Source organism: Micrococcus terreus, assembly GCF_900116905.1.
Taxonomy (GTDB): domain Bacteria; phylum Actinomycetota; class Actinomycetes; order Actinomycetales; family Micrococcaceae; genus Citricoccus; species Citricoccus terreus.
In genome coordinates this window covers 16,094-33,133 of record NZ_FPCG01000014.1, presented here as the reverse complement: position 1 = coordinate 33,133, position 17,040 = coordinate 16,094, and the positions used below count along the sequence as shown (strand labels likewise).

Sequence of the window (17,040 nt, the reverse complement as noted above, 5' to 3'; positions counted from 1 at the left end):
CGATTCTCAGCGCGGGCAGCTAGCACCTTCGCTTCGGTCTCTGCGCTGGTCTTGGTCGGCATCGAATGCGGCCTGGAGGACCGGGTGGCCAGTCCAGGTTCGCCTTCGGCGGCGAACCGGTCGATCCAGGTCTTCACGCATTTACGTGAGACTCCCATCGCGGCGGCGATATGAGCCTGCTTCCAGCCCTGCTGATGGCGCTGGACAATCAAACGGCGACCATGAACAGTCAGCCGGGCACTACCGTGGGACATGAGAACCTCCGGGACGACGTGGGCCTTAGACAAGCCACATCACACCCGGAGGTTCTCCCACATTCAACCCAGCCCTACCGCCACCAACCTCCTGGCCGGGTACACCTAGAATGGTCCGGGCCGGAGCGACTCCGGCCGCTGTACTGAACCCCACCACGCGCCAGTGCGCAGGCCGCCGCCAGCGGCCCTGTACCAGACACGGATGTGATGCCCTCATGGCCCCCAAGTCCACTCTCGACTCCGTCATCTCCCTCGCCAAGCGGCGCGGCTTCGTCTACCAGGCCGGTGAGATCTACGGTGGTTCGCGGTCCGCGTGGGACTACGGGCCCTTGGGCGTGGAGCTGAAGGAGAACATCAAGGCCGAGTGGTGGAAGACCTTCGTGCGCGGCCGCGAGGACATGGTCGGACTGGACTCCTCCATCATTCTGCCCCGCGCCGTCTGGCAGGCCTCGGGCCACGTGGACACCTTCACCGACCCGCTCGTGGAGTGCACCTCCTGCCACAAGCGCCACCGTCAGGACCACCTGCAGGAGGCGTTCGAGGCCAAGAAGGGCCGTGCCTCGGAGTCCATGGACGAGATCGTCTGCCCGGACTGCGGCACCCGCGGCCAGTGGACCGAGCCCCAGACCTTCTCCGGCCTGATGAAGACCTTCCTGGGCCCCGTGGACAACGAGGAGGGCCTGCACTACCTGCGCCCGGAGACCGCACAGGGCATCTTCGTGAACTTCCTGAACGTGGTGAACTCCGCCCGCCGCAAGCCCCCGTTCGGCATCGGCCAGATCGGCAAGGCGTTCCGCAACGAGATCACCCCGGGCAACTTCATCTTCCGCACCCGTGAGTTCGAGCAGATGGAGATCGAGTACTTCACCCACCCGGACCAGGCCGTGGCCTCCTACGAGGAGTGGGTCGAGGCCTGCTGGAACTGGTTCGTGGACCTGGGGATCGATCCGGACCACATGCGCCGCTTCGACGTGCCGGACGGCGAGCGTGCCCACTACTCGGCCGCCACCATCGACATCGAGTACCGCTTCGGCTTCCAGGGTTCGGAGTGGGGCGAGCTGATGGGCATCGCCAACCGCACCGACTTCGACCTCTCCAACCACACCGAGGCCTCCGGCACGAAGATGCAGTACTTCGACCAGGGCACCGGCGAGCGCTACACCCCCTACGTGATCGAGCCCTCCTTCGGCCTGACCCGCTCCATGATGGCCTTCCTGGTGGACGCCTACGAGGAGGACGAGGCCCCCAACTCCAAGGGCGGGGTGGACGTGCGCACGGTGCTGAAGCTGGACCCGCGCCTGGCCCCGGTCAAGGCCGCCGTGCTGCCGCTCTCCCGCAAGGAGGAGCTGGTGCCCACCGCCAAGAACCTGGCCGCGGAGCTGCGCGGACTGTGGAACATCGACTATGACGACGCCGGGGCCATCGGCCGCCGCTACCGCCGTCAGGACGAGATCGGCACCCCGTACTGCATCACCGTGGACTTCGACTCCCTCGAGGACAACGCGGTCACCATCCGCGAGCGGGACACCATGTCCCAGGAGCGCGTCTCCCTGGACCAGGTCCGCACCTACCTGCTGGAGCGCCTGGTCAAGTGAGTGCCACCATCCCGGCCGGAATCACCCTGCGTCCCTGGCAGGAGGGCGATGACCTGAGGCTGCTGGAGATCTGGGGCGACCCGGACACGCCGCAGCAGCACCAGGACCGCACCCTGCTGCGCGAGTCATTGGACCCGCGCCTGGCCGCGGAGGTCTGCGCGGACCCCGACGACGGCTCCGTCACCTCGGTGACCGCCTCACCTGCCACGTCCGGTCAGGGATGGTCGGTATGCCTGGTGGCCGAGGACGACGGCGTCGCCGTGGCCGCCGGCACGGTGGCCACCTCGACGGTGCACCCGCAGCGACTCTGGCTCTACGTGGAGACCGCCCGGGAACAGCGGGGCCGGGGGATCGGCACGGCAGTGGTGACGGCCCTGCGCAAGGCAGCCTCCCTGGCCGTCTCGGCGGGGCATGACCTGAGCTCAGCGTCGTCGGGGGCCGTGGAGCTCAAGGCGCGCTTCGCCGTCGGGACCGGGGAGAAGGCCGGGGCCGAGCAGGCCACCGAGGCGTTCCTGACCGGATCCGGTATGGCGCCGATCCAGCGGTCGCGGCGGATTGCTGTGGGGCCCGGCGCCCTGGCCCTGCCGCAGATGGAGTCCGAGGCGGATCAGCCGGCCATTGAGGACCTGGCCACCGGGTCGGTGGAGCTGACCCAGACCGTGGCGGCGTTCTACGAGGCCGTGCACGCGTGGGACCCCGCGCAGATGAGCGTGGGCCGGGCCCAGCAGCTGCTGCTGGCCGACTCCACCGGGGCCTCCGGGGCCGTGGTGCTGCGAGACCGTCCGAAGGCTGAGGGTGGGACCATCCAGGCCTTTGCCATCTCCTACACCCCTGAGCGCACGGACGATCCGGCCGACGTGCTCCTGGGCTGGAACCCGCAGCTGGAAGAGCAGAGCGCCACCGAGTCTGTGCGCACGCTGCTGTCCCTGCTGACCGCCCAGTATGCGGTGCAGCTGGAGGTGGATGATTCCATGAGCGCCCTGCTGGCCGTGGTGGAGCCACTCGTGGAGTCCGGGCATGCCCAGGTGCTGCTGGACACGCGGATCTGGGCCACTGATGCCGAGCCGGCCTGATCCCCAGGACACCGCGCACGGATCACACTCCGGACACGGACACTCACTGCCGGCCGGCCCGGACGCTGACCACGCGCTGACCGGTCGGGGCGGGTCCACGCGCCGCCGAGTGATCACCGCCCTGACCGCCATCCTGGTCCCGCTCACCCTGGCGATGATCGCCGCCATGGTGCTGCTGTGGCCCTCGGGCCAGCACCGGGAGATGTCCCTGGCCGACCCCTACGGGACCACGCAGGGAGTGACCCTGTTCTCCGGGACCGTCACCGCGGTGCAGACACGGGACTGCGGCCCGCAGACCGGAACGCTGGAGACCCCCCCAGGGGCCGTCGTCGGGACTCCGCCGTCAGTGGAGCGCACCTGCGTGGACGTGCTGGTGGACCCGGACGGGGGTGGGCAGGAGGCGCTGAGCGTGCCCATCCCTCCCGCGGTGAGTGCCTCCATGGACGTGCAGGCCGGAGACCGGATCAAGGCGCTGGATCTGACCACCCTGCCCGGAGGCGGCACCGGCGGGGGAGCGGACTATGTGTTCGTGGACTTCGAGCGCAGTGTCCCCGTGCTGATCCTGGCGCTGCTCTACGCCCTGGTGGTGGTGGCCGTGGCCCGCTGGCGCGGACTGCGCGCGGTGCTGGGCCTCGGCCTGGCCTTCGCGGTGCTGTTCTGGTTCATGATCCCTGCGCTGCTGGAGGGCGGGCCGCCGCTGTGGATCGGGTTGGTGGGCTCGAGCCTGATCATGGTGGCCGTGCTCTACTTCGCCCACGGGTTCTCGCTGCGCACCACCACCGCGCTGCTGGGAACGCTGATCGGTCTGGGACTGACCGCTGTGCTGGCCGCCTGGGGGACCGACGCCGCCGCCCTGACCGGCATGGGGGACGAGTACGGATATGTGCTCAGCACCGTGGCGCCCGAGGTCCGGTTGAGCGGGATCGTGCTATGCGGACTGCTGGTGGCCGGGCTGGGTGTGCTCAACGATGTCACCATCACCCAGTCCTCGGCCGTGTGGGAGCTGCAGAGCGCTGACCCACACGCCTCAGCCCGGCAGCTGTTCTCCTCGGCCATGCGGATCGGCCGGGACCACATCGCCTCCACGGTCTACACCATCGCCTTCGCCTACGCCGGGGCCGCGCTGCCGATCCTGATGGTGGTCTCCCTGTACGAGCGCAGCATGCTGGACACCCTGCTCTCCGGGGAACTGGTGGAGGAGATCGTGCGCATCCTGGTCGGTTCGATCGGCCTGGTGCTGGCCATCCCCGCCACCACGGCGATCGCGGTCGGGGTGGCCAAGGCGGTGCAGCGGGACGAGCAGGCAGATCTGCAGCCGCCGGAGCCACGCCCGTGAGCGGCACCGATCCCGTGCTCGTCCGGGCTCTGACGCGCACCGTGCTGACGGTGGCCCTGCTGAACCTGGGCTACATGGTGGTGGAGATGTCCGTCGCCCTGGCCGTGGGCTCGGTGTCCCTCTTCGCGGACTCGGTGGACTTCTTCGAGGACTTCGCAGTGAACCTGCTGATCTTCCTCGCCCTGGGCTGGTCCCTGCAACGCCGGGCCGCCCTGGGCAAGGTGATGGCGGTGATCATCCTGCTGCCCGCGCTCGCGGCCGGCTGGATGGCCGTGGTGAAGTTCGGCGATCCCGAACCGCCGGACCCCATCGCCCTGGTGGTCACTGCCGGAGGAGCGGTGCTGGTGAACCTGATCTGCACCGTGCTGCTCTCCAGATTTCGGCACGACGGCGGCTCCCTCACCACGGCGGCGTTCCTCGCGGCCCGCAATGACGTCATCGCCAACGCCGCGATCATCGTGATGGGGCTGGTGACGGCGTGGACCCTCTCCGGCTGGCCGGACCTGGTGCTGGGAGTGCTGATCGTGGTGCTCAACGCCACGGCGGCCAAGGAGGTCTGGGAGACCGCCACCGAGGAGCAGCTGGCGGCACGGGCCCTGGCCGGGGAGCTGGACGAGGACTGGCCTCTCCCGTGACATGCCTCCGCCGGTCCCACACTGGGGGCAGGACCGGCGGGGTCAGGCGGTGGTCAGCAGATCACTGCACGGGCGGCTGATAGCTGTGCAGCATCTGGGTGATGGTGCCGTAGACCGGGGCGTCCATGACCTCCTGGGCACGGTCTGGGGAAGAGACCGGGATCGTGGCGACGTACTCCTTCCGGGCATCGCTGAGTTCGCCGAATCCCCAGTGGTCCGCTGACTCAGGGGCCTCCCCGGCCGGTACGCTGATCGGCTCCACGCGCATCACGTGGTCTCCATCGCTCTGTGAGACGGAGGTGCGCAGATGCTCGGTGGCCTGCTCGTCCAGAGTGTGCATGTACTCCGCGTCGGAGACGTCCAGCACCGTGAACTCCTCTGGAGTGGGGAAGGACGGCTCGCTGAGCTGATCGGTGAAGGTCACCAGGGGGACGTCGTCGGCGTCGCTGATCACGGCCGATGTCAGACCGCCCTCACCGTACTCCTCCACGTCGACGGAGAAGCTGGCGGGCACCACCAGGTATCCGCCGGCGCCGTCCACACAGAACTTCCAGTCCGCCGGGAGGGCCAGGCCTTCGGTGGCGGACCAGGCGTTGACCACCAGGCCGTCCTGCTTGTTGCTCTGGTCACCGGTCTCCACCGTGGGGACCTCCTGGTCACCGGCGGCGGCCTCGAGGCACTCCATGTGGTGGATCTCCGCCAGGGGCCGCAGCTCACCGTCGTACTGGGTCACCACAGGCGGCTCGCCGGGCACATCCTGGTCCAGGTCGATACCGGCGGCGGCCACCGTCTCGGACGCGCTGGGGCTGGCGGAGGTGGGCACCGCGGACGAGCTGGTGCTCGGGCTCGCGGAGACCGAGGGTGAGGCCGATGCCGACGTGGACGCAGAGGTCGAGCTGTTCGTCGGGGCAGGTGTCGTCGGCGCGGTGCCCGCCCCTCCGGATCAGGCGGTCAGGGCCAGCAGCCCGGCGGTGAGCAGGGCAGGCGCGGCGATCAGACGACGGCCGGTGAGCTGGTGGTTCATGGGGGTGTCCGTTCAGAGAAGGACCGCACCCTCCGTGCGGTCAGTGACTTCACCCTAGGGACTGACCTGGCAGGATTCAGCCACGGTACGGCCACGATCGGATGTCGTTTCCGCATCGGTGCCAGGGGTGGAATCATGTGGTCCATGACGCAGACTCCAGAGTTCCCGGCGCCCGCCGATCCGCAGCTTCGCGCCGAGCGGGCCGCCGCCATCCTCTCCGTGGACACCCCGGTCACCGATCACGGCATCGAGTTCGTCCGCGGCGATGACGAGGGGTGTCAGATGTCCCTGACGGTGCGCGTTGAGCAGTGCAACTCGCACGGGATCTGCCACGGCGGGATCACCATGTTCCTGGCGGACACAGCTGCGGCCTACGCCCTGAACACGGGGGAGGAGACCCCGCGCTGGGTGACCTCGCAGTCAGCCTCGAACTTCCTGGCGCCGGGCCGCACCGGTCAGGTCCTCACGGCCACCGCGCGGCTGGGCTCCGGCACCCGCAGCACCCGACTGGTGGACATCACCGTGACCTCCACGGACGGTACCGTGGTGCTGGAGACCCGCAACACGATGGCCCGGCTCAAGGGCTGAGCCGGGCCAGCGCACCGGTGGGACGGTCCGCGCGGAACGGTGCCCCTCACCTGGTGGCGTTCGTGAGGTGCCGGTCTACTGGATGGCCGGGCTGTAGGAGCCGACCATCTGGCGCAGCACCTCGTGCATGCGGGAGTCGGCGACCTCGTCGGCGTCCTCCGCCGACTCCAGTGGAATGGCTGCCCAGACCTGGGCCCGCCCCTCAGGGCCGCCATAGGCCATATCCCAGACGTCCAGGCTCTCCGGGTCCTCGCCAGCCGCTGAGGACACCTGGTCCACCAGCAGCTGCGGACCAGAGGTGCCTTCGACGACCAGGGAGCGGAGATACGCGGTCTCGTCGCCGTGGGAGGGAGAGGACTGGACCTCCTCGATCTCGATGACCTTGATCAGCTCTGTCGCACCGGCATCGGATCCCGTGCCGACGTCCATCAGGCCCCCGATCCGCTGACCGTCGGCGTCGAAGATCCGCAGAGTGCTCAAGCTGCGCTCACCCGGCTCGGCCTCCACCGAGAAAGAGGCCGGAACGCCGAAGTAGGCCACGCCCTCCGGCGGGCACAGCTTCCAGCCCTCAGTCACCGAGATGTCGCCGAGTTGGCTGTACAGGCTCAGTTCCTCGTCCGGACCCGGCTCCATCTCGGGGACGTCGGCCTCGCCGGCAAGCGCCTCCACGCAGGAGAGGTGGTTCACGTCGGCGATTCTTCGTGGCGGTCCGTCGTAGTGGCCGAACTCCAGATCCTCACTCGGCAGCTCCTGGTCCAGGTCGATGGCGCCGGCCTCGGGGGTCTCGGTGGGCGACTCGGTCGCTGAGCCTGAGGCGGACGAGGTCGGTGTCTCGGACGCGGACTCCGAGGGGCTGGGGGTGGCCGAGGCGGTCGGTGATGCCGTGTCCGTCGGCGAGGCGGACTCGGTGGGCGCTGGATCTCCAGCGTCCACGCATCCGGTCAACGCCAGCGCACTGGCGGACAGGGCCGCGGCTGCCGCGACGGTCCGTCCGGGCCGGCGGAGGCGCTGCGAGCGGGTGGGCTGGTGGATGGGGTACTGCATGAGAAGGGTCCCTCCCTAGACAGGTGGCGCGTTGAGGCCACCGTCTTCCACCCTAGGGAACCTCCGAGTGATGTCCACCACATCGCGGCAACGGCAGGGTACCGATGCGAACACGGACGTGTCACGGTCCGTGTTCGGACATCACGATCGGACCGGTCGGAAGGAGCTGACCATCTGCTGCAGCACCTCGTGCAGACGAGAGTCGATCACCTGGTCGGCATCCGCCGGAGAAGCCAGGGGGACAGCCGCCCAGACCAGAGCCCGGCGGCCCTCCTCCGAGATGGCCAGGTCCCACACATCCAGCGAGCCCGGGTCCTCGCCGAACGGCGCGGAGACCATGTCCACCAGCAGCTGGGGCCCGGACCGGGCCTGGACCACCAGGGTTCTCAGATAGGCGGTCTCGCCACCGTGCGCTGTGATGGAGGGCAGCCGCTGGATGTCCACCACGCGCAGCAGCCCGGTCTCGCGCGACGGGCTTCCGGCGCCCACGTCCTTCAGCCCGCCGATGAGGCGGCCGTTGCCGTCCAGCACCCGGATGTACACCCGATCGCCCTTGCCCAGCTCCACCTCGGGCGTGAAGTCGGCAGGAACCGCGAACGAGGAGAGGGCCCCCGGGCTGCACAGCTTCCATCCCTCGGGCACCACGGTGGTCTCCGCGGCGGTCCACGGGCTCACGCCCTGATCCGGTTCACCCTCCCGCTCCGGGACCTGCTGGCCGTCCGCGAAGGCGTCCAGGCAGTCCTGGTGATGGACGTCGTCGAGCCGCCGGGGCTCGCCCTCATAGGTCTGCCTGGAGTGAGGATCCAAGTCGCCGGTCGGCAGCTCCTGCTCCAGGTCGATCCACCGGTCAGGGTCCACCGTCCCTGACGGACTCGGCGTCGACGGCGTGGAGGAGGAACTCGGGCTGGGATGGACCGGGGAGCTGGTCCGAGCGGGCTCCGGATCGGTGCCTGCGGCACATCCGGACATCCCGACGACAACACTCAGGGTGAGCAGCCCGGTCGCCAGGGTGCGGGGTAGGGTCCGATGGGAGGCGGCTGAAGCAGCAGTGCGACGTGGGCTGTGCATGGGGATCCCTCCTGACGATCGCCCCCTCGGCGATCGTGTGACCACGACCACTGTACGACGGACTCAGCGCCAGCCCAGTTCCGTGGCCACGGCGTTCCACTGCCGGAACAGGTGGGCGTTGTACTCCACGCCCAGCTGGTTCGGATTGGCCATCAGCACCCAGTCGGCCTCCTGGACGGCCTCGTCCTCCCGCAGCATCTGGGCGACCTCCTCGGGAGTGCCGGAGTAGGTGGGTCCGGACCGGGCCCGGCCTCCCTCCAACATGCCGGCGGAGTCCTCTCGGCTGGAGCGTCCGCCGAAGTAGAGGCGATCGGTGTCGGTGACCACGGGGAAGACCGAGCGGGTCACCGCGGTCATGCCGCCGGTGGTGTGACCGGAGGCGGCGTAGGCCGCGCGGTACTGACGCAGCTGGTCGGCCTGCTGGATGTGGAAGGGGCGGCCGTCGTCCTGCAGCAGCAGGGTGGAGGAGACCAGGTTGTAGCCCTGTTCACCGGCGCGGACACCGGAGGCGGTGTTGCCCGATCCCCACCACAGCCGGCCCAGCAGGCCGGGGGACTGGGGCTGGGTGGAGAGCCGGTCTGAGCCCGGCGGAGCCCAGCCGGAGTCCGGGTCGGCCTGGGCGATCCCCTCCCCGGAGAGTGCTTGGCGGATCCGCTGACCGCGTTCCTGGGCCAGATCAGACCAGCTCTGATCCGGCTGGAGGTCATAGCCGAACTGGTGCTGGCCGTCCCGTGCGGCCTCGGGGGATCCGCGGGAGATGCCCAGCTGCAGCCGTCCACCGGAGATCAGGTCTGTGGTGGCGGCCTCCTCGGCGAAGTAGAGCGGGTTCTCGTACCGCAGGTCGATCACCCCGGTGCCCAGCTGGATGGTCGAGGTGCGGGCTGCCATGGCGGCCAGCAGAGGGAACGGGGAGGAGATCATGTGCTGGAAGTGGTGTGAGCGGATCCAGGCCCCGTCCAGTCCGGCCTCCTCGGCGGCCACCGCCATCTCCACGGTCTGGGTCAGGGTGGCGGCGGGGTCCGGGGTGCGGGTCCCGGGAACGGCGCTCCAGTGGCCGAAGTTCAGGAATCCGATCCGCTTCATAGTGCTCATGTTCGGTGCAACGCCCCGTGGGTGAGAGTTCTTCCACAGTGCGGCCGATCGGGCGCTGAGATCCGTGCCGCTCTGAGAGAATGGACGGTGATGACCGCCGTGACTGACGCTTCCCAGACCACTCTCACGCGCCCCGGCTCCACCGCGCCCGGGCGCCTGAACCTGCCCCCGCTGAAGCTGGGGCCTCTGACCATCGACGTGCCCGTGGTGCTGGCCCCCATGGCCGGGATCACCAATACGGCCTTCCGCAGGCTCTGCCGCGAGTACGGCGGCGGGCTGTACGTCAATGAGATGGTGACCGCCCGTGCCCTGGTGGAACGCCGGCCGGAGTCGTTGCGCATCATCCACCACGACCCGGACGAGACCCCCCGCTCGGTCCAGCTCTACTCGGTGGACCCGGTCACCACCGGCCATGCCGTGCGCATGCTGGTGGAGGAGGACCGGACCGATCACATCGACCTGAACTTCGGCTGCCCGGTGCCCAAGGTGACCCGGCGCGGCGGCGGTTCGGCCCTGCCCTGGAAGTCGGAGCTGTTCGCCTCGATCATCGCCGCCACCGTGCGGGAGGCCTCCAAGAAGGACATCCCCGTCACGGTGAAGATGCGCCGCGGGATCGACGAGGACCACCTGACCTACCTGGACGCCGGACGCACCGCTCGGGACCTGGGGGTGGCCGCGGTGGCCCTGCACGGGCGCACCACCGAGCAGTTCTACTCCGGTCAGGCCGACTGGGACGCGATCGCCCGGCTGCGCGAGGCCCTGCCGGACATCCCGGTGCTGGGCAACGGTGACATCTGGTCCGCTGAGGACGCGATCGCCATGGTGGAGCGCACCGGCGTGGACGGCGTGGTGATCGGCCGCGGCTGCCAGGGCCGGCCCTGGCTGTTCGGGGACATCCAGGCCGCCTTCGAGGGCTCGGACCACCGCTTCCGTCCGGACCTGGGCCAGGTGGCCGACTCCTTCTACCGACACGCTGAGCTGCTGGTGGACACCTTCAGTGGCGACGAGGCCAAGGCCCTGCGGGACATCCGCAAGCATGTGGCCTGGTACTTCAAGGGCTATCAGGTGGGCGGTCAACTGCGCGCGGACCTCGCCCAGGTGATGGACCTGGCCCAGCTGCGTGACCTGCTGGCCCAGCTGGACCGGACTGCGCCGTACCCGGGACCCGACGCCGAAGGTCCGCGGGGCCGCGCCGGCGCCCCCAAGCGCCCACACCTGCCGGACGGCTGGCTGGCCTCGCGAGAGCTGAACGAGGACCAGCGGGCCATGATCCAGGCGGCCGAGCTGGATGTCTCCGGTGGCTGATCAGGTGAGTGGCCGTCGTCGGGAAGCCCAGGGCGGCGCGCGCACCGGGCAGCAGGGGGCACTCTTCGGTCCGGAGGGGCGGCCGCCCTATGCGGGCCGACCCACGGCCACCCCCGGCTACACCGAGTGGGACCGTCAGCGGTGGCTGCCGGAGCCGTCCAAGAGCTCCTACCGTTCGGACTTCGAACGGGACCGCGCGCGCGTGCTGCACTCCTCGGCTCTGCGCCGACTGGGGGCCAAGACCCAGGTGGTGGCGCCCGACGCCGACGACTTCGCCCGCACCCGGCTGACCCACTCGCTGGAGGTCGCCCAGGTGGGCCGTGAGCTCGGGCGCTCGTTGGGCTGCGACCCGGACGTGGTGGACACCGCCTGCCTCTCGCACGACCTCGGCCACCCGCCGTTCGGACACAACGGTGAGAAGGCGTTGGACGCGCTGTGCCAGGACATCGGCGGGTTCGAGGGCAACGCCCAGACCCTGCGCCTGCTGGCCCGGCTGGAGACCAAGAAGACGTTCGAGGACGGCCGCTCGGCGGGCCTGAACCTCACGCGCGCCTCGTTGGACGCCGCCTGCAAGTACCCCTGGACGCGTGACGAGGCGCCGCTGAAGCCGGACGGCTCGCGCAGCCGCAAGTTCGGTGTCTACACCGATGACCTGACGGTCTTCGAGTGGTTCCGGCACGGGGTGTCCGGGCGTCGCCGGTCCATGGAGGCCCAGGTGATGGACCTGGCCGATGACATCTCCTACTCGGTGCATGACGTGGAGGACGGGATCGTCAACGGGCAGTTCCAGCTGAACTGGCTCCGGGACCCCGCCCAGCGTGCCCGCGTGATCGAGTGCACCCAGCAGTGGTACCTGCCGCGCACCGAGGCCGAGGTGGTCGAGGAGGCATTGGCTCGGCTCGAGCAGACCCCCGTGTGGGTGGAGGAGGCCGATGGCTCCCGCCGCGCCGCCGCAGCCCTGAAGGACATGACCAGTCAGCTGATCGGTCGGTTCAGCACCGCAGCGTTCGACGCCACGCGCGAGGTGTTCGGCAACGAGCCGCTGACCCGGCACGACGCTGAGGTGATCGTCCCGCCGGACACCGAGGTGGAGATCGCCACCATGAAGGGGATCGCCGCGGCCTACGTGATGTCCGCCGAGGCCCGTCAGCCCCTCTACGCCCGGCAGCGCGAGATCCTCACCGAGCTGGTCCAGCTGCTGCTCTCCACCGAGGACCTCTACCTGGACCCCATGTTCGCCGCCGACTGGCGTGAGGCGCAGGACGACTCCGCTCGGCGCCGCGTGGTGATCGACCAGGTCGCCTCGCTGACCGACTCCACCGCACTGGAGTGGCACGCCACCCTGGTGCGCGGCGAGCAGTTCCATCGCGTCTGGGTGTAGGACGCAGGTCCCTCACCCCCCTCCGATCACGTGAACGATCCGGACAGGTTCCCTCGGCGCGTCTCGACCTCCGCCGTACACGTGATCAGGGGTGAGGGATGGCCGGATCCACCAGGTCGGCCAGGGCGGGCAGCACCGTTCCCGCGGGGCCGGCCAGGTGCCAGGTCGCCGCGGAGCTGAACTCGGTGACCTCAGGATTGACTTCGACGACGGCCGCGCCGGCTCCCAGCGCCACGAACGGCAGCGAGGCCGCCGGCTGCACCACGGCCGAAGTGCCCACCACCACGGCCAGGTCGCACTGCTCCAGTGCCGTGTAGGCGCGCTCCAGGGCCTCACTGGGCAGCATCTCCCCGAACCAGACGATCCCTGGCCGCAGCAGTCCGTCCTGGCAGTGCCCGCACCGAGGAGGCGGCACGCGCATCAGCTGCTCCAGATCGTCCTCGTGGCCGGCCAGGGCCGCGCCGTCCTCGCGCGCTCCAGCCACCCCGGGATCATGCTCGGCGGGTTCGCCGCACTCGGCGCAGCGGTACTCGAACAGCGAGCCGTGCAGGTGCGAGACCACCTCGGCTCCGCCGCGCTCGTGGAGATCGTCCACGTTCTGGGTCACCACCTGCAGGGAGCCGCCCTCACGAGCCAGGGCCCGCTGCCAGCGCCCCACTGCCTGATGACCAGGGTTCGGCGCGCAGGCCCGCACCATCCGCGCCCGCCACTGGTACCAGCTCCACACCAGGGCCGGGTCCGCCCACCAGGCGTCTTCGCTGGCCAGCTGCTCCGGGCTGAACCTCTCCCACAGGCCGGTCTGGGCGTCGCGGAAGGTGGGGACCCCTGACTCCGCGCTGATCCCGGCTCCGCTGAGCACCACCACCCGCCGGGCCGAGTGCACCGCCTCGGCGAGCTCTGCTGGGAGGTGCGGGGCCGTCGTCGGGACGTCCTGGTCTGACCGGTCTGATGTCATGACTCCACCCTGGCACACTCCACTGGTTGGTGTACGTCCTATATGCTGGACCGCGACCCTGTGACTGGCCTCACGCTCGTTCCGCCGTCACCCCCTGTCCGGAAGAGCATCCGTATGTCCACAACACCTGCTGCGGCTCCTGCCGGCCGCACCTCGAACCTGATCCTGCGCGGTCGCGGCTGGGTCGCACCACTGTGCTGGCTGGCCGTGCTGATGGACGGCTTCGACGCCGTGGTCCTGGGCGCCATCATGCCCAAGCTGACCGAGGACCCCACCATGGGGATCGACAACGCCACCGGGACCGTGATCGCCACGGCCGGACTGGTCGGTATGATGATCGGTGCGCTCGGCATGGGCTGGGCCACGGACCGGTTCGGCCGGCGCAAGCTGCTGATCGGCGCGGTGATCGCCTTCTCCGTGCTCACCTTCGTCACCGGCTTCGCCCAGGACGGCTTCACGGTGGGCCTGCTGCGGTTCCTGGCCGGCGTGGGGCTGGGCGGCTGCCTGCCCACGGCCATCTCCATGGTCACCGAGTTCGCCGGCCATCGGAAGGGCTCCCACGCCACCACCCTGGTGATGACCGGCTACCACGTGGGCGCCGTGCTGACCGCGCTGTTGGCCATCTGGGCGGCCACCGCCACGGCCACCGGCTGGCGCGAGATGTTCTTCCTGGGTGGACTGCCCTCCCTGGTCCTGGTCCCGCTGATGTGGCTCTTCCTGCCGGAGTCGCCGGACTACCTGGCCTCCAAGGGGCGCGTGGCCGAGGCCAAGACCGTGGCCGAACACTACGGCGTGGACGTGGACGAGCACCCGGAGCGGGCCTTCGCCGATGCGCATCCGGAGCGATTCGGAGACGGCCAGGGCGAGAAGCAGGGGGCGGCGCTGCTGCTCTCCGGTGGCTACCGCCGCAACACGGTGCTCGTCTGGATCGCCTCGTTCATGGGCCTGCTGCTGGTGTACGGCCTGAACACCTGGCTGCCGCAGATCATGCGCGCCGCAGACTACGATCTCGGCAACTCGCTGGGCTTCCTGGTGGTGCTCAACGCCGGTGCCGTGGCCGGCCTGCTGGTGGCCGGACGGGTGGGGGACCGGATCACCCCGCGCAACGCCGCGATCATCTGGTTCATCGGCTCGGCCGCCCTGCTGGCCGCCCTGGCGATCAAGATGCCGCTGCTGGGGATCTACATCATGGTCTTCATCAACGGCTGCTTCGTGTTCTCGGCCCAGAACCTGATCTACGCCTTCACCGCCACCAACTACCCGCCGAAGGTGCGCGGCACGGCCCTGGGCATGTCCGCGGGCGTGGGACGCCTGGGCGCGATCTCCGGCCCGATCGTGGGAGGCACCCTGCTCACCGCCGGGCTGGCCTACCCGTGGGGCTTCTTCGCCTTCGCCGCGGTGGGCGCCCTGGGCGGTGTGGCCGCGTCTGCCCTGAAGACGGTACGGCGGGACGAGCGGTCCCTGCAGGACCAGGCCGCCGGTCAGGACGGCTGACCTGCGGATTCCCGACGACGGCCGGCACCTCCCAGCGCACGGCACCGGGAGCGCCCCGCCGGAGCGGCGGGGGTGACTCCTGCACTGCGGACCCAGGGCCCGGACTCATCCACGAGTCCGGGCCCTGGGCGTTCGTCCGGGCAGATCAGGCTCGGCGGCGGACCTAGACTCGGGGGCATGGCAGGTCTGATCAAACGCGAGGACATCGATCTGGTCCGGGAGCGCGCGGACCTGAAGGAGATCGTGGACGGCTACGTCACGCTCCGCACCGCCGGCGTGGGATCGTACAAGGGGCTGTGCCCCTTCCACGACGAACGCAGCCCCTCGTTCCACATCCGCCCATCGGTGGGCACCTACCACTGCTTCGGCTGCGGTGAGTCCGGGGACGTGATCTCCTTCGTGATGAAGATGGAGCACACCTCCTTCTCCGAGACGGTGGAGCGACTGGCCGCGCAGACCAACGTGGAACTGCACTATGAGGACGGCGGCACCGGCCCGGACAAGGACCAGGTGGGGCGGCGGCAGCGGCTGCTGGAGGCGCACAAGATCGCCGACGAGTTCTTCCAGGCCGGTCTGAAGGGGCCTGAGGCGGCCGTGGGGCAGGAGTTCCTGCGCGAACGCGGATTCACCGCCGAACACGCCGCCCACTTCGGTGTCGGCTTCGCGCCGAAGGGCTGGGACGGGCTGCTCAAGCACTTGCGCGGCAAGGGGTTCCGGGACGACGAGCTGAAGCTGACCGGACTGTTCTCCGAGGGCCAGCGCGGGATCTACGACCGGTTCCGCGGACGGCTGACCTGGCCCATCCGGGACATGACCGGATCCACCATCGGCTTCGGCGCACGCAAGCTCTTCGAGGACGACCCCGGCCCCAAGTACCTGAACACGCCGGAGACCCAGCTCTACCGCAAGTCCCAGGTGCTCTACGGGATCGATCTGGCCAAACGGCAGATCGCCAAGAAGCGTCAGCTCGTGGTGGTGGAGGGGTACACGGATGTGATGGCCGCGCACCTGTCCGGGGTGGACACCGCCGTGGCCACCTGCGGCACGGCGTTCGGGGCCGACCACATCAAGATCGCCCGCCGGCTGATCTCGGATGACGGCACCGGGGGAGAGGTGGTGTTCACCTTCGACGGCGACGCCGCCGGTCAGAAGGCCGCCCTGCGTGCCTTCGAGGAGGACCACCGTTTCCTGGCCAAGACCTACGTGGCCGTGGAGCCCAGCGGCATGGACCCCTGTGACCTGCGTCAGCAGCAGGGCCCTGAAGCCGTGGTGGCCCTGATCGAGTCCCGCCGTCCGCTGTTCGAGTTCGCCATCCAGACGGGCATGAAGAACTTCGATCTGAACACCGTGGAAGGGCGTGCCGGGGCACTGCGGCACGCGGCGCCCATCGTGGCGGGGATCCGCGACTCCGTGCTCCGGCCGGGATATGAACGCGAACTGGCCGGATGGCTGGGCATGGATCCCTCCATGGTGCACCGGGCCGTGCAGGACGCACTGCGAGCCGACCCCGCGCTGGGGCGCCATGGTCCGCCCACCCACCGGCCGTCGTCGGGGCAGTCTGGGGAGGGCCCCGGCCGGCCGGACCCCGCCCGAGGAGGAGGTCCGGACCGAGGCATGACCGGAGGGTCCGGCCCCAGCGCGGAGGAGCCCTCCCGCAGCCCGGCCACCCCGTTCAGGCCGGATCTGCGGGACCCGGCGGCGCGGATGGAGAAGGAGGCCCTGGAGGTGGTGCTGCAGCAGCCGACCATGCTCTCGGCCGAACAGTGGCAGTCCTTCTACGCTGCCCAGTTCAAGGTGCCGGCCTACGCTGCGGTGCACTCCGGGGTGATGGCGGCCGGCCGGGCAGGTGCCACTCCGGCCCACTGGGTGGAGCAGGTGCGCGAGGAGGTTCCGGCGGAGCTGGCCTCGCTGGTCTCCGAGCTGGCCGTGACGGCGCTGCCGGCGCGCACGGACGAGGACCTGGTCCGGTACTGCCGGGACATCATGAACCGGCTCTTCGAGCTGCAGATCACTCACCAGAAGGCCGAGCTGATGGGGCGGCTGCAGCGGATGGGACCCAGTGGGGACCCGGAGGAGTTCGCCTCCCTGAACCGCCAGCTGGTGGAGCTGGAGGTCACCCGCCGCTCCCTGCGCGCTCGGGACTGAGCACAGGCCCGGCCACCGTCAGGGACGGGACCGGGCCTGTGGAGCTCTGGT

General features: G+C 69.8%; 15 protein-coding genes. 9 read left to right on the top strand and 6 right to left on the bottom strand.

Translation table 11 applies throughout. From position 1 onward, the window contains the following. A partial coding sequence (locus tag BM355_RS13145; protein WP_143109451.1) for a leucine zipper domain-containing protein occupies window positions 1–254 on the bottom strand: 254 nt, incomplete at its 3' end. 215 nt (window positions 255–469) lie between these two features. On the opposite strand from BM355_RS13145, the gene BM355_RS13140 reads away from it, so the two are divergent. From BM355_RS13140 to BM355_RS13125, 4 genes are read left to right on the top strand one after another with little or no spacing between them, the layout of a single operon-like run. Then, window positions 470–1,849, top strand: coding sequence for a glycine--tRNA ligase (locus BM355_RS13140; RefSeq protein WP_091699421.1), 1,380 nt, complete (start codon window positions 470–472; stop codon window positions 1,847–1,849). Then, the gene (locus BM355_RS13135) at window positions 1,846–2,922 is read left to right on the top strand and encodes a GNAT family N-acetyltransferase (RefSeq protein ID WP_245760824.1); all 1,077 of its coding nucleotides are present in this window, start codon (window positions 1,846–1,848) and stop codon (window positions 2,920–2,922) included. The genes BM355_RS13140 and BM355_RS13135 overlap by 4 nt, the downstream gene beginning before the upstream one ends. Beyond that, window positions 2,906–4,258, top strand: a complete 1,353-nt coding sequence (locus tag BM355_RS13130) for a YibE/F family protein (protein ID WP_091699419.1) — start codon at window positions 2,906–2,908, stop codon at window positions 4,256–4,258. Before BM355_RS13135 ends, BM355_RS13130 begins: the two co-directional genes overlap by 17 nt. Next, window positions 4,255–4,893: a cation efflux transmembrane domain-containing protein gene (locus BM355_RS13125; protein WP_281247587.1), complete on the top strand. Its 639-nt coding sequence runs from the start codon at window positions 4,255–4,257 to the stop codon at window positions 4,891–4,893. Before BM355_RS13130 ends, BM355_RS13125 begins: the two co-directional genes overlap by 4 nt. 61 nt (window positions 4,894–4,954) lie before the next feature. On the opposite strand, the gene BM355_RS13120 is transcribed toward BM355_RS13125, so the two are convergent. Further along, entirely contained in the window at window positions 4,955–5,716 is a 762-nt protein-coding gene (locus BM355_RS13120; RefSeq protein WP_091699418.1) for a hypothetical protein, read from the bottom strand. Window positions 5,717–6,061: 345 nt separating this feature from the next. Here BM355_RS13120 and BM355_RS13115 point away from each other — a divergent pair, with 345 nt between their 5' ends. After that, window positions 6,062–6,505 carry a PaaI family thioesterase gene (locus BM355_RS13115; RefSeq protein ID WP_177227963.1) on the top strand — a complete coding sequence of 148 codons (444 nt, stop codon included), beginning with the start codon at window positions 6,062–6,064 and terminating at the stop codon, window positions 6,503–6,505. A 75-nt stretch (window positions 6,506–6,580) separates the two neighbouring features. On the opposite strand, the gene BM355_RS13110 is transcribed toward BM355_RS13115, so the two are convergent. The 3 genes from BM355_RS13110 to BM355_RS13100 form a co-directional block, all read right to left on the bottom strand. Next, the gene (locus BM355_RS13110; RefSeq protein ID WP_091699412.1) at window positions 6,581–7,549 is read right to left on the bottom strand and encodes a hypothetical protein; all 969 of its coding nucleotides are present in this window, start codon (window positions 7,547–7,549) and stop codon (window positions 6,581–6,583) included. A gap of 141 nt (window positions 7,550–7,690) precedes the next feature. Continuing rightward, window positions 7,691–8,407: a hypothetical protein gene (locus tag BM355_RS13105; RefSeq protein ID WP_091699409.1), complete on the bottom strand. Its 717-nt coding sequence runs from the start codon at window positions 8,405–8,407 to the stop codon at window positions 7,691–7,693. Between the two features lie 273 nt (window positions 8,408–8,680). Continuing rightward, window positions 8,681–9,709, bottom strand: a complete 1,029-nt coding sequence (locus tag BM355_RS13100) for an LLM class flavin-dependent oxidoreductase (RefSeq protein ID WP_091699407.1) — start codon at window positions 9,707–9,709, stop codon at window positions 8,681–8,683. A gap of 90 nt (window positions 9,710–9,799) precedes the next feature. On the opposite strand from BM355_RS13100, the gene dusB reads away from it, so the two are divergent. Next, entirely contained in the window at window positions 9,800–11,014 is a 1,215-nt protein-coding gene (gene dusB / locus BM355_RS13095) for a tRNA dihydrouridine synthase DusB (RefSeq protein ID WP_091699404.1), read from the top strand. Continuing rightward, complete coding sequence (locus BM355_RS13090) at window positions 11,007–12,395, top strand: deoxyguanosinetriphosphate triphosphohydrolase (RefSeq protein ID WP_425435637.1); 1,389 nt, start codon at window positions 11,007–11,009, stop codon at window positions 12,393–12,395. Before dusB ends, BM355_RS13090 begins: the two co-directional genes overlap by 8 nt. 85 nt (window positions 12,396–12,480) lie before the next feature. Here BM355_RS13090 and BM355_RS13085 read toward each other — a convergent pair whose 3' ends face one another. Next, the gene (locus tag BM355_RS13085; protein ID WP_091699400.1) at window positions 12,481–13,350 is read right to left on the bottom strand and encodes an NAD-dependent deacylase; all 870 of its coding nucleotides are present in this window, start codon (window positions 13,348–13,350) and stop codon (window positions 12,481–12,483) included. A 114-nt stretch (window positions 13,351–13,464) separates the two neighbouring features. Between BM355_RS13085 and BM355_RS13080 the strand changes: the two genes are divergently transcribed. Together BM355_RS13080 and dnaG are read left to right on the top strand one after the other, a co-directional pair. Then, window positions 13,465–14,844: an MFS transporter gene (locus BM355_RS13080; protein ID WP_091699398.1), complete on the top strand. Its 1,380-nt coding sequence runs from the start codon at window positions 13,465–13,467 to the stop codon at window positions 14,842–14,844. A 177-nt stretch (window positions 14,845–15,021) separates the two neighbouring features. Next, complete coding sequence (gene dnaG / locus BM355_RS13075; protein WP_091699396.1) at window positions 15,022–16,989, top strand: DNA primase; 1,968 nt, start codon at window positions 15,022–15,024, stop codon at window positions 16,987–16,989. Window positions 16,990–17,040: the final 51 nt, after the last annotated feature.